Annotated in this window: 8 protein-coding genes; 6 read left to right on the top strand and 2 right to left on the bottom strand. The window is 50.9% G+C overall.

The window, feature by feature from the left end; all coding sequences use genetic code 11:
• Positions 1 to 5: 5 nt before the first annotated feature.
• Positions 6 to 2,369, top strand: a complete 2,364-nt coding sequence (locus tag FVF72_RS03955) for a heavy metal translocating P-type ATPase (protein ID WP_147671262.1) — start codon at positions 6 to 8, stop codon at positions 2,367 to 2,369.
• 6 nt (positions 2,370 to 2,375) lie between these two features.
• Here the strand turns inward: FVF72_RS03955 and polC are convergent, their stop codons facing one another.
• Positions 2,376 to 5,654, bottom strand: a complete 3,279-nt coding sequence (gene polC / locus FVF72_RS03950; protein WP_013294957.1) for a DNA polymerase II large subunit — start codon at positions 5,652 to 5,654, stop codon at positions 2,376 to 2,378.
• Between the two features lie 124 nt (positions 5,655 to 5,778).
• Between polC and FVF72_RS03945 the strand changes: the two genes are divergently transcribed.
• The 5 genes from FVF72_RS03945 (at position 5,779) to FVF72_RS03925 (ending at position 12,117) form a co-directional block, all read left to right on the top strand.
• Positions 5,779 to 5,937, top strand: a complete 159-nt coding sequence (locus FVF72_RS03945) for a preprotein translocase subunit Sec61beta (protein ID WP_013294958.1) — start codon at positions 5,779 to 5,781, stop codon at positions 5,935 to 5,937.
• A gap of 11 nt (positions 5,938 to 5,948) precedes the next feature.
• A complete protein-coding gene (gene purB / locus FVF72_RS03940; protein ID WP_013294959.1) occupies positions 5,949 to 7,298 on the top strand; it encodes an adenylosuccinate lyase in 1,350 nt (449 codons plus the stop codon).
• 103 nt (positions 7,299 to 7,401) lie between these two features.
• Entirely contained in the window at positions 7,402 to 8,304 is a 903-nt protein-coding gene (locus FVF72_RS03935; protein ID WP_013294960.1) for a hypothetical protein, read from the top strand.
• Between the two features lie 202 nt (positions 8,305 to 8,506).
• Entirely contained in the window at positions 8,507 to 10,822 is a 2,316-nt protein-coding gene (nrdD, locus tag FVF72_RS03930; protein WP_013294961.1) for an anaerobic ribonucleoside-triphosphate reductase, read from the top strand.
• A 268-nt stretch (positions 10,823 to 11,090) separates the two neighbouring features.
• Positions 11,091 to 12,117, top strand: a protein-coding gene (locus FVF72_RS03925; RefSeq protein WP_147671261.1) for an IS630 family transposase whose coding sequence is annotated in 2 segments (ribosomal slippage) — positions 11,091 to 11,561 and positions 11,563 to 12,117 — 1,026 coding nt in all. Because the reading frame shifts where the segments join, the coding sequence is not laid out codon by codon here.
• A gap of 53 nt (positions 12,118 to 12,170) precedes the next feature.
• Here the strand turns inward: FVF72_RS03925 and FVF72_RS03920 are convergent.
• Positions 12,171 to 13,274: a hypothetical protein gene (locus FVF72_RS03920; protein WP_147671260.1), complete on the bottom strand. Its 1,104-nt coding sequence runs from the start codon at positions 13,272 to 13,274 to the stop codon at positions 12,171 to 12,173.
• Between the last annotated feature and the right edge of the window lie 2 nt (positions 13,275 to 13,276).

Below are 13,276 nucleotides of genomic sequence, written 5' to 3'. Positions count from 1 at the left end.
CCTGGATGAAGAGGATAACGATACGTATAGGTGGAATGGGGTGCGCAGCATGCGCCCTCAAGATAGAGGACTCACTTAAGAAGCTTGAGGGAGTATCTGATGCCGTGGTTAACCTTGTGGAGGGCAGGGTCTCTGTTGAATATGACCCTGAAACTGTGGGGCTCCCATCAATGGAGGCCGCCATAGAGGAAGCGGGTTACAGCGTCATCAATGAACACCTGACTGTTCTTGTAGGGGGTATGAGCTGTGCAATGTGTGCACAGAGGATAGAATCAGCCCTGAAGGAACTTGAGGGTGTAAGTGATGCAACGGTCAACCTTGCAGCCGAAAAGGCATACATATCCTACAACCCATCCCTTGCATCAGCAGAGGATTTCAGAAGGATCATTGAGGATCTCGGCTATGAATTCATGGGAGCCGAGGGTGATGGGGAGATTCAGGAGGACCAGGGTCCAAAGTTGAGGAGGATAGCTGTGGGGTTTGGTGTTTCACTGCCACTCATGGCCATGATGTACCTTGGCATACACCTACCGGTAAATGAGGGCCTCTTCATGCTCCTGGTCTCTGTGGTACCATTTGCATATGTATCAGGACCAATATTCAGGGGTGCAATGCGGTCCCTGAGATCAGGAACACTTGACATGGATGTTATGTACTCCCTGGGTATAGGGGTGGCTTTCCTTTCAAGTTTACTTGGCACCGTGGGGGTTCTCCCATCGAGTTTCATGTTCTATGAGACAGCCCTGATGCTGGCATCCTTCCTGACACTTGGAAGGTACCTTGAGGCAAGGGCAAAGGGAAAGACATCAGGGGCGATAGGGAGGCTCATGGAACTCCAGCCCGACACCGCCACCATCCTCAGGGGTGGAGAGGAGGTTGAGGTCAGGGCTGATGAGCTGGTTGAGGGTGACGAGGTTGTTGTGAGGCCAGGTGACAGGATACCCGCGGATGGCCGGGTTCTGGATGGAGAATCCTATGTTGATGAATCCATGATCACAGGGGAACCGCTCCCTGTACTTAAAACCAGGGGATCTGAGGTTATCGCAGGGACCATAAACACCGATGGGGTTCTTAGGTTCAGGGTTGAGCGAACAGGAGATGAAACGTTCCTTTCAAGGATCATAGGGCTGGTTGATGAGGCCCAGGCATCAAAGCCACCTGTTCAGAGGATCGCCGACAGGGCAGTGTCCTATTTCATACCATCAGTCCTCACGGTTGCACTGGCAGCATTTCTATTCTGGTACCTTGTTGAGGGGGCCGGTCTTCTAATATCTGTCACTGTACTGATCTCGGTACTCGTTGTGGCCTGTCCCTGCGCCCTTGGACTTGCAACACCAACTGCGGTGACTGTTGGCATAGGAAGGGGGGCTGAACTTGGAATACTCATAAAGAAGGGCGAGGCACTTGAGGTTGCAGGTAGAATATCCTGTGTCCTTTTTGATAAGACCGGTACACTTACAGAGGGGAAACCCGAGGTCACAGACATCTTTGGAGACGCTCTGGAGTATGCAGCTGCCCTTGAGGCCAGATCAAGGCACCCCATAGCAGTTGCGGTCACAGAGAGGGCCATGAGGGAGGGTCTGGAGATACCTGAGGTTGAGGAGTTCAGGGCCATTCCAGGAAAGGGTCTTGAGGGTAAAATCAACTCCCAACATGTGATTGCAGGTAACAGGGCCCTCATGGATGAATTCGGGGTGGAGATTCCAGCAGATGCCGAGAAATTTGAGTCAGAGGGGAAGACAGTGGTCATGGTTGCAGTTGATGGAGAATTTAGGGGGGTTATAGCGGTCTCTGACAGGATAAAACCCGGCGCAGCAGCCGCTGTAGGGGAACTTGAGAGGATGGGGATCAGAACGGCAATGATCACCGGGGATAACAGGAGGACGGCTGAGAAGGTGGCACGGGAGGTGGGAATCAGCACCGTTATCGCGGAGGTCCTGCCTGAGGATAAGGCATCAAGGGTCTCTGACCTCAGATCACGTGGCGTGGGAGTTGCCTTTGTGGGTGATGGTATAAATGATGCCCCCGCCCTCTCAGAGGCAGATCTCGGGATTGCACTGGGAGGGGGAACGGATGTTGCAAAGGAGGCCGGGGAGGTGGTTCTTGTTGGTGATGACCCGCTTGATACCGCAGCTGCCCTTCAGCTTGCAGGTAAGGTCATCTCAAGGATAAAGCAGAACCTCTTCTGGGCCTTCGCCTACAACGTGATACTCATACCTGTGGCTGCCGGCGCCCTTTACCCGCTTGGGGTGGTGTTCAGGCCAGAGTATGCCGGCCTGGCAATGGCCCTGAGCTCAGTCACCGTGGTTTCACTTTCACTTTCACTCAGGGGGTACACCCCACCTGCAAGAAGGTTGCGGGAGCTTTAAAAGAAATTAGAGGAATACGTCCAGGGAGCTCTGCTTTGACCTGTCACTCTCAAAGAGGGAGTTCACACCGTACTCCAGTATCTCTATCCTCTGCATAAGGTAGGGGTCTATGGGGTACCTTGATGCGAGGTTCTTTGATATTTCAAGGTACTTTATAACCGAGCCCTTTGAGACGGTGAGGACGAGGTTACCACCGCACCGGCACTCCCCGCCGAGGGGTATGCGGCGGTACTTGCGGTTACACTTGGTGCACCTCACCTTCTGCCTTGAGAATGCCCTGATGTTACCCATCATATCAGGGAGGAAGTGGGACATGAGGACCCCCTCAACAACAGCCCTCTGGTCCACGGCCCTTATCTTCTCTGCTAGGCTTATCTGGGATTCCACCTTCTCCTTCATGGTGGGGAGTAACTTGTAGAGGCACACTTTGGGACCTGCGTGTATGCTGGAGGTGTTATGGGAGAACATGAGTCCACTGTACTGTTCGGGCTTTCCGAGGCGCTTTTCAACGTTATCTATAACATCGAGCACATCTGTCGGTTTAGCATGCTCAAAACTCCTCTCATAGACCTCAAGGGGTATCATGTCCATTGCATCTATGTTGTGGGATTCATCATCGATCTCCTCGGGGTCTATCCTTGTTGAGAGAACGAGGGGGGCATCCATGCTGCCTCCGCGGGTGCTCGGGAGGTAGGACTTGGAGAAGTTGAGGAGGGCGTCCAGGAGGAGCATGACCGAGTCCTCGTCGCTGTCACAGTTTCTCCTCTTGGCTGAGTGGAAGTAGGGGTGGGCGTAGCATGCAGAGGCCTCTGTGAATCCTATGATCCTTCCAAGAACAGCGGCAGATGTATGGGGGGCGAGACCAGCTATGAGGTGCCCCACAAGGTCATCCCTTGTTTTAACGTTGTAGAACCTTTCAAGGCCATAGAACCTTTCAAGGAGGTCATCAACGAACCCCGCAACCCTTACAAGGTAATCGGCGCAGTTCTCTGATATGACCACATCCTGGACCTTGAGTTCAAGTATCTGGTCCTCCCTCTCAAGTTCCTCCCCCTGGTAGTCGTGGGTGTACCCGAGTTCACGCAGTTTACTGACAGGGACACCAACCTCCCTGGGGGTGAAGTGTGTAAGGGGGAGATCGGTGGAGTCATGGCGGATTGTCGCATCCTTGAATGTGTATACGTCGTTCTTGGCCCTCAGTATGCCCTTCTCAAGGGGTTCAGGGAATTTATCAGCGGATATCATCCCCTCAACCCCCTTTATCTCATCCATTTTACGGACAGATACATTTTCACCTGCCCTTTTAAGGAGGGATGCAAGGTTGATCTTCCTCTTTCCGGGCTCACCTATCACTGTCCTTGAACCACAGCTGGGACATATGGACTGCATTGAACTGACCCTGCATGATGGACAGGTGGCCCTCCCCACCTCAACCACAATGGAACCCCTCTTTGCTGCATCGGGTATGTTACGCCGGCTTCCACCGTACTTTCCTATTGGGAAGAGCACATGGGGCGCGGGCCTCATCTTGCGCTCCTTGGTCTTCTCTGGCCGACCGACACGTGTACCTATGTAGGTGGGGGCCTTCTTCATTATCCTGACACCCGAGACTCTGTTAAGGGCCTCCAGGGTGTCATCTGAATCTTCAAGGGGCTCTCTGAGCGTGTTGAGGAGTGCGAAGGCGTCATTGTATCCAATGATAACCCCTGATTCCCCCTGCCTGTGTGGCACACCAAGTATCTCCAGTATTCTCTTCTCTGGTTTAAGGTCCAGGACAAGTTCATCATCTAATCTACCGGTTTTTAACCATTCCCTGAGCCTGTTGAGTTCCTCAACAGTCACGTCATGGTAGAAGTAGGTGTAGCGTGGATGGAGGGGCACACCGTACTCCTCTGAAATCCTGAAGGCCTCCTCAGCCCCCAATCTGAGATCATTCCAGTTGTACCTGTGTCGGGCAAGTTTCAGGGGGTCGCTTTCAGGGTAATTATCTGATGAGAGCAGGGTCTGGATCCACCACTCCTCGCACCATCCTGCGGGCATGAGGACGTGGTTGTTCCTGAGGAACTCCCCGAAGGCAACCAGCATGTCCCCCAGGAAGAGTATCTCCTCAACATCGGATCGCACCCGCCTGGCGGTCTCAACATCCTCAACCCTGATGACGTCACCGTTCCTGAGTTTAACTATGGGGCCCTCTATTGTATCCACCGGGACAACACAGTTTCCCTTACCTGGCCTTTCAATTTTCATCTGGGTCCCCACCGCCAGGAACTCCAGCAGCTCCATGGTGGCTGGGTGAACTCCCATTGCCGCAAGCCCAGTGTTCCGTGATCTCCCATACCTTAACCTGAATGCCCCCTTCCTTGAGGGGTAAGCCAGAACGGGCCTGCCGCCGATTATATCCTCCACGTATTTGCTGTCGGCCTTCACAACAACCTTATCTTCACCCCCATCCTTCTTGGGGGCCTTTGAGAATTTTTCGAGCCAGTCCCAGCCCTCAAGTTTTAATTGTCTGGAGTATTTGAGTACCTTTGGGGCCTTCTGTATGACCCCCTCAACCATGGCGAGGAGGGCCCCTCCGCGTATGTTGTTTGTCTCAACCCTCTCAAGGTCCCTGTGGGATACCTCCACCTTGTCTGTTGGCTCCCCTGTAACCTCCACAGGGATGTTGCTGGCTGCAAGGCGCACCTCGTCGGGTTTGGGGCTGTACTGGAGGTTTGTAACCTCTGATTCGTAGAGTTCAACCTCCTCCACGTATCTCTCTATCTCCCTGTCGATGGGTTTGTACCTGTCAAGGTTTATGGCGAGGCGTATGTAATCGGCTATGAGGACTGAAAGGGCTGCTGCGGTACCTCCGGCACTCCTTATGGGTCCTGCAAAGTAGACTGCGAGGTACCTTGAACGGTCGAAGTTCTCCTTTATCCTGACCTTCGCTATACCCTCGAGAGGGGCCGCCACCACACCCTCTGTCAGTATTGCAAGGGCGGTCCTTAGGGCCTGATCTGCAAGTCTCTCCCTTTCGGCGGGGTCATCATCAGGGACGGGCTGGGATGCTATTTCTGATGCTATCTGGAACGCAACCTCTTCACGTCCCCTGTCCCTTTCAAGTTCCTTTATCCTCTTGGCTATACCTTCAGGGCCCACGAGCCCCTCAACACGTTCAGCAAGGTCCTTGGCCAGGGGTATCTCAGGTTTGGTGCTCACATCAAGGCCCTTAGCCCTGGCTTTTCCTGCAATTTCATAGAGGCGTTCAGTCTCCCTTTCAAGCTCATTGAAGTAATCAATCATGGTCAATCACGCATCCACAGGGGTGCAGTTCCTCCTTGTTATCCGACTGTAAACTTAAACTTATATTATATGGTACTGTCAGAGATATAATATGATTATCTATCGGTACTCATGGTGATTTTTCATGGCAAAGAAGGATAAAAAGACACTTCCACCAAGTGGAGCAGGTCTTGTAAGGTACTTTGAAGAGGAAACGAAGGGACCGAAACTCACACCTGAACAGGTCGTCGTGATGAGCATAATACTGGCGGTATTCTGCCTTGTGCTCAGGTTCTCTGGTTGAGGAGTGTTAAAATGGCCATTCATCCTGTTGAGTTCAGGTACGGGACCCCTGAAATGAAGGCTATCTGGGAGGCCGAAAACAAACTCCAGCGGATGCTCGATGTGGAGGCGGCCCTTGCAAGGGCAGAGGGTGAACTGGGGATCATACCAGAGGAGGCTGCAGCCGAGATCGCAAGGAAGGCCAGCACAGAGTTCGTTACCCCTGAAAGGGTTAACGAAATCGAAAGAGAGACAAAACACGATATAGCATCCATTGTGAAGGCCCTGGCAGAGCAGTGCGAGGGGGATGCAGGGGAATACGTGCACTTCGGTGCAACATCCAATGACATTGTTGACACCTCCAACTCCCTCCTCCTGAGGGAATCCATAGGGGTTCTGAGGGATAAACTGGTTGAGGTTTTAAGGGTACTCCTGAAACTGGCAGATGAGAACAGGGACCTGGTGTGCATGGGGAGAACCCACGGCCAGCATGCCCTCCCAACAACCTATGGCATGAAATTCGCCCTGTGGGCAGATGAGATACACAGACAGATTGAAAGACTTGACGCCTGCAGAAAAAGGCTCTGCGTGGGCATGATGACCGGTGCCGTTGGTACAACAGCCGCCCTGGGCGAGGATGGCCTCGAGGTCCATGAGAGGGTATCTGAGATCCTTGGACTTGAACCGGTCCTCATATCCAACCAGGTTGTCCAGAGGGACAACCATGCAGAGTTCATGATGGTCCTTGCAAACATAGCCACAACCCTCGATAAGATAGCCCTGGAGATAAGGAACCTCCAGCGGACGGAGATAATGGAAGTGGGTGAAAAATTCGACCCTGAGAAGCAGGTCGGAAGCAGCACAATGCCCCATAAGATGAACCCCATAACAGCTGAGAGGATCTGCGGTATAGCAAGGGTTATAAGGTCCTACGTTGTGGCTGCACTCGAGAACAACCCCCTCTGGCATGAAAGGGACCTCACAAATTCGTCCTCTGAGAGGATAATCCTCCCTGAGGCCTGCATACTAACCGATTACATACTTAAACTGACACTTGACGTGCTCAACAACCTGGTATTCTACCCTGAAAACATAAAAAGAAACTTTGAGCTCACAGGCGGCCTTATAATGGCTGAGAGGCTCATGGCGGAGCTTACAAGGAGGGGTATGGGTAGGCAGACAGCATACGCCGCTGTACGCCAATGTGCCATCGAGGCAAACAGGAAGGGAATGAACCTAAAGGACGTGGTCCTTGAAAGGCAGGATATCATGGAGCACATTACAGAGGATGACCTTGAGGAGATAATGAACCCTGAAACCTACATCGGTTCAGCCTTAAGGATCGTCCAGCGGGTCCTTGAGGAGTCAGAGAACTGGCTCTGAACCATTCATGGACTATAGGGGCATTATGGTGTTTAATACACCGAAATAAAGTTTTCATAAGTTTTATATGTTTCATGACCACATAGATATGGCCGGTGATAATATGCAGCCAAAGGAAATAAAATCTGTAAGGGTTGTCCCCTACACCATTATGAACTCATCGATAGGGGCAGTATGGGCATTCCTCTTCGCCCTTCTGATCCTGATCTTCGCCGGTGCAATAGGGTCAGTACTTCCAGCTGAAATGAAAGTATTGAAGGGGTTAATCACTGGAATATCAGTTGTTGGACTGGTTGTTTTGCCTGTTGGAGCTTTTCTGCTTGGCATAGTAGAATCATTCCTGAGGGCATTCATTTACAACGGCCTCACGCCCCGCCTTGGAGGCATCAGGCTCAGTTTCATTGACATGGAGCAGATAGAATCATTTGACATCGTGAACACAGCACTCATACTCTCAGCAGTCAGTGCCATCCTCGCATTAATATACCAGCTCCTTGTATCCCCCCTTCAGTGGGTATTCTTCAACGCAATCCTCAGCATTGCAAGGACAGTTGAACCATCAGCAGCATCAAGCATGGCCGCGGTCGGCTCTGCAACGGCACTTGGTACCGTCGTCAACATCGTTATAACACCCATAATGACCTTCATAGTAGCGTTCATAGGAACGGCCATTGTACTGCTCCTCTACAACTTCCTCTCAGGGAAAATCACAGCGATAAAACTGAAACTCACAGAGACCGGCGATGGCTTTATGAGCATAGACAGGATAGAGGCCATACCACTTGGACTCATAACAGGGTCAATTTCTGCTGTTATAGGCCTCATCATAGGGATCATAACATTCATAGTTTCAGCCATCGGGGGGGACTACGTCACAGGGCTAATTTTACTGGTGATTGTGACCATCGGGGCATTCCTTTATGCCTTCATAGTCTATGCACTGACAGCACTGTTCTACAATGTCCTGGCACCAAGGATAGGGGCCGTGCAGATAAGAATGGAGTAGAAACAACCCTTTCTTTTTCTTTTATACGAACAGTTTCAAAATTTAAAGGCTTTAATACTTTAATTGAGCACTTTGGAGTATTAGATGTCTGCAAGGGCCATTTTTATATGGTCAATTGGATTTTATGATTGAATTTAATATATGATGAGAAACATAATAACTAACCATCTGATTACTTCAAAAGGAGCTATATGGTGATCCTGTGATTGATGATTCACGTCTTCTGGCTGCCATACCAACAAAGGCAGAAACATGTGTCCTGAAAAATAATGGCATAAGGGAAAAATTCAGCCATGAAAAACTTGTAAAATCCCTCCTGAACCTGGGGGCCAGCCTATGGACCTCCGAAAATGTGGCCTCAGAGGTTGCAAGGTCAGTCTATAATGGAATAACCACCAAGGAGATAAAGATCCTGGTTTATGATGCCCTCAAGAAGGTTGATGAGGAACTGGCGGACAGGTACCTTGCAGCCAACAGAATGAGGGTGAGAACATCCAGGGACAGGATAGAGACCTTTGACCAGAAAAAGATTGAGGACAACCTTGTAAGGGAGGCCGGGGCCTCTGAGGAGGTTGCAAGGGAAATCGCATCTGATGTCTGGAGGGAACTCAAGAAACTCAACGTGGAGTACCTCACAGCCCCAATGATAAGGGAGGTCGTGAACACCAAACTCATAGAACACGGCCTTGAAACCCTCCGGAGGAGGTACACACGTCTCGGTATCCCTGTCTACAACATAACAAACCTCATAGAGAACGGCTCCAGGGACAACGCCAACATGATCCACAACCCCGAGACCGTCCACAAGTACGTGGCCGACGAGGCCCTCAAGCAGTACGCACTCCTCCACATACTTCCATCCAGGCTTGCAGACGCCCACATGTCAGGGGACATACACATACATGACCTTGAATTCTTTGCTGCAAGGCCCCTTAACTGTCTACAGCATGACCTCAGGCTCTTCATAAGGCACGGCCTCCGGGTGGACGGTACAGGTGACCATACATCTGTGGCAGGACCACCAAAGCACCTGGAGACACTCATGAACCATGCAGGGGAGATAATGCTGGCATCCCAGCAGAACATGTCAGGCGGCCAGGCAATGAGCCTATGGAACGTCTTCGTGGCACCCTTCGCCTCTGGACTTCCCTATGAGAAGATCAAACAGGCTGTCCAGATGTTCATATTCAACCTCAACATGGCCTACGCTGCAAGGGGCAGCCAGGTGCCATTCACAAGCATAAACCTTGAGTTTGGGGTCCCTGAGTTCCTTGAGGATGAACCAGCCTATGGACCCAGGGGTGAGCACGTGGGTGTGTACGGTGACTTCGCAGAGGAGGCGAGGTTACTGACAAGGGCGTTCACGGAGGTCCTCCTTGAGGGGGATGCAGACGGCAAACCCCACCTCTTCCCCAACACCATCTACACCATAAGGCGGGAGACACTGAAGGGTGAATTCCATGAGGAACTTGGACTGGTCCATGAACTGGCATCCAAGTACGGGACAGCCTACTTCATAAACATGCTGGCAGATTACCGGGGTGAGATGGCCAACTACATGGGTTGCAGAACAAGCCTCGCAGATAACTGGACAGGTAACTGGGAGGAGGACTGCCTAAGGACAGGTAACCTTGCCTACATAACCCTGAACCTCCCACGGGTGGCATACCAGTCCAGGGATGACGATGAACTCTTTGAGTACCTTGATGAGTACATTGACATGGCGGTGGAGGTCCTGAGGATAAGGAGGGAACAGGCACTCCACTGTCTGGATGACTACCACCTTCTACCATTCCTGTCCCAGGAGATAGATGGTGAGCGCTACTACAGGATAGAGAATGCCACAATGAGCTTTGGATTCACAGGACTCAATGAGATGCTGGAGTACCACCTGGGCTCAGGTATAGAGGACCCTGAATCGAACAGGTTTGGCCTGAGGGTTGTGGAGCACATAAATGAACGCGCAGCTGAACTCAAGAAGGAGACAGGCTGGAGGTGGAGCGTGCTCCAGACACCTGCAGAGTCCACTGCCCACAGGTTCGCGATGCTGGACCATGAGCACTACCCTGAGGAGGCGGTGCTCCAGGGTACCAAGGGGGCATACTATTACACCAATTCAAGCCACACACCCGTGAATGCAGAGGTGGATATTGTACAGAAGATAAAGATCGAGGAGAAGTACCACCCCCTCACACCGGGAGGCCACATATTCAACGCCTGGCTCGGCGAGGCAAAACCCGACCCCGCTGCCCTTGAGGGCCTCACAAGGAAAATCTGCAGGAGTAGTGACATAGGATTCTGGGCCTACAGCAACGCCCTTAGCTTCTGTCTCAGGTGCAAAACCCTCATGAGGGGGCTTCAGGACTCCTGCGCCCGCTGCGGTGAAAGGGATGATGTTGAATGGTATGACCGGATCACAGGTTACGTGCAGCAGGTCGGAAGGGCCAAGTCCTCAAGTGGCGGCTGGAACAGGGGTAAACAGCAGGAACTTCTGGATAGAAGGAGAATAAACATCTGAGCCTGACCTCTCAGTTCTCTATCCAGAAATGTATTTCTGGTTGTATTTTTCTTTTAATTGATTTTCTTGCAACTTGAAGAGCTTTCTTTTTTAATCAAGCACCTAAACTGCTGAAGCTCCTGTATCGGAGTCTTCAGTGTCTGGCGATAAATAGTATGGTTTCCCTTTCTGAGTATTTCATCAGATGGAAGTACCAGTTCCCATAAGAGGATTGCGGGTTTATTGTCCTGAGCAAAACTATTTATACTAAAATGTCAACAAAGATTACATGGGAAGAAAACGAGTTTACGAAGTAATTAAGCATCTATCAGCAGAAGAGCTCGATAAAAGAATTAAAAAACTCGAAAAAGACACTAGAGTGCTTCAAAGACTGTACTTCATAAGACACCTTTACAGAGGAATGAGCGTCGAGGAAGCTGCCGACTTAGCAGGGACAACCAAGGCTACAGGTTACGCATGGCTCAAGAGATGGAATTCTAAAGGTTATGAAGGTTTAATTCCTGAATTTGGAGGTGGAAGACCCTCAAAACTTACAGAGGATGAGAAGGAAGAACTCAAAGAAATGCTCAAGAGAAAGGACTCCTGGACTACAAAAGAAGTTCAGGATCTCATCGAGGATAAGTTTGGAGTTAACTACTCTTCCTGGCAAGTCAGGAGAATTCTAAAATCCTTTGGAATGAAGTACGCTAAACCCTATCAGAAGGACTATAGAAGGCCCGAGAACGCTGAAGAGACTTTAAAAAAACTTAGAAGAGATTAGATTTAACCAAACAGACATTATAGGATTCGTAGATGAGATGGCAGTTGAAGCAAACGCAAATACAGCAAGAATGTGGAGTTTTAGTAAGCCCTTTAAGAGAGTAGCCACTTACATTAAAGCCAAGGTTTCAGGGTTTTACAGCATAAACGGAGAAAGCATTATAGAGTTTCCTGAGAGAAACAAAGCTGAGGACTTCGTATCTTTTCTCAGGAAGATAAGAAATGCCAACCCCGAGAAAAGGATTGTTGTTATTCTCGATAATTTCAGAACCCATCATGCGAAGAAAGTTAGAGAGAAAGCTGAGGAATTGGATATTGTGTTGGTTTACCTTCCTCCTTACTCTCCCGACTTGAATCCAATTGAAAACGTCTGGAAGAGTGTTAAAAGAGTTGTTTCAGAAGTGTCTCCTTTGAATGTAGAAGAGTTGAAGGAGACGATTTCAAAGGCTTTCAGAAAGCTAACAAGGTCGACATCTTTTGCGAAGGATTGGATTGAGAAGTTCTTGGGTGATAAGTTTAGGATGTTATACACTTAACCATAAATGCAGAAAAGTAAGTAGAATGGAGGTCTTGTACTGAATTATACCAGTTAATCCCCACTGAACCTCACAGGCACCGTCTGGGACTCTGATGATCCTCCAAAACCGTGGGCTATCATGGTGTGTCTCCCGGGGCCACCGGCAACCACCAGGATTACATCTTCGGGACCTCTAGTTATATGGACCATCCCATCGGTCACGAGCTTTTCATCCAGCTTCCTCCCTCCACGGTCAGCCAGGCGAGCCTCCACGGTTGCATTTTCATGTATATAATTTTTAACATCCTCCCTGGACCATCCATGGGATGCAACGGTTTCTGCATGTTCGGGGCTCATTATAACCAGTAGCTCCCCTGGAACGTGACTGTTGTTGCAGCCGGCCGTCGAGGCGGTGTGCACAATGGTGTCAAGGAGGTCCTCGGGGGTCCTGCTCCTGTGGTCATTCACATTGTGCGGCGCCTCAACTCCAATCACGGTCACCGCGCTCTCTTCAGCGCCGAAACCCCTCTCAACGTGCAGGGGCTCCCAGGGGCTTTCATCCTCATTCTCCGCGAAGCAGTAGCTGTACTTTGCAGGTGAGCCCATTGTTGCATGGTCACCCACCCCGGGCACCGCACCTGCAATGTTGATGAGAGAGAGCCTCAGGGCACGTCCAAGGGTGGCACAGGCAAGGTTGCCGGGTCCAAGGCACCCCGCACCTGAGTTGAAGCCAATTTCATCTGCAGCGGGGCCGTTGACCAGGACCGCAACAGCCACAGGGTGTGTTGTGGCGTTTATACCTGCAAGGTTGAATTCATCCCGTCCGACACCCTCGATGCAGGCCTCTATGAGCGGCATCATTGGGGGTATGCAGCCGGCCATCACCGCATTCACCGCCACCTTCTCAACGGTGGCGATCCCCATCCTCGGGGGGAGTGTGGCTATAACGTCCTCTGGTTTCCTGGGGGTGTATCTGTAGAATTTCCTGACACGGCCCTCTGTGGGTGGTATGATGGGGAGTCCATCGGTCATCCTCTTCTCATAGAACTCCAGGCTTATCCTCTCGGGGTCAGGGTCGACAATGACCTTCATATCCTCGGGGGATGAGCTGCACAGTCTTTCATCCTCCATGAGGTCCTCTATGAGGCATCCGCATGATTTATCGATTTTAACCAATG

Origin of the sequence: Methanothermobacter sp. KEPCO-1 (assembly GCF_008033705.1) — an archaeon.
GTDB classification, from domain to species: Archaea; Methanobacteriota; Methanobacteria; order Methanobacteriales; family Methanothermobacteraceae; genus Methanothermobacter; species Methanothermobacter marburgensis.
This window is presented reverse-complemented; position numbering and strand designations above follow the sequence as displayed.

Bases quoted from the DNA above. Each gene is read 5' to 3' on its own strand.
- FVF72_RS03955 (WP_147671262.1), top strand. From the start codon at position 6: ATGAAGAGGATAACGATACGTATAGGTGGAATGGGGTGCGCAGCATGC.
- polC (WP_013294957.1), bottom strand. From the start codon at position 5,654: ATGATTGATTACTTCAATGAGCTTGAAAGGGAGACTGAACGCCTCTAT.
- FVF72_RS03945 (WP_013294958.1), top strand. From the start codon at position 5,779: ATGGCAAAGAAGGATAAAAAGACACTTCCACCAAGTGGAGCAGGTCTT.
- purB (WP_013294959.1), top strand. From the start codon at position 5,949: ATGGCCATTCATCCTGTTGAGTTCAGGTACGGGACCCCTGAAATGAAG.
- FVF72_RS03935 (WP_013294960.1), top strand. From the start codon at position 7,402: ATGCAGCCAAAGGAAATAAAATCTGTAAGGGTTGTCCCCTACACCATT.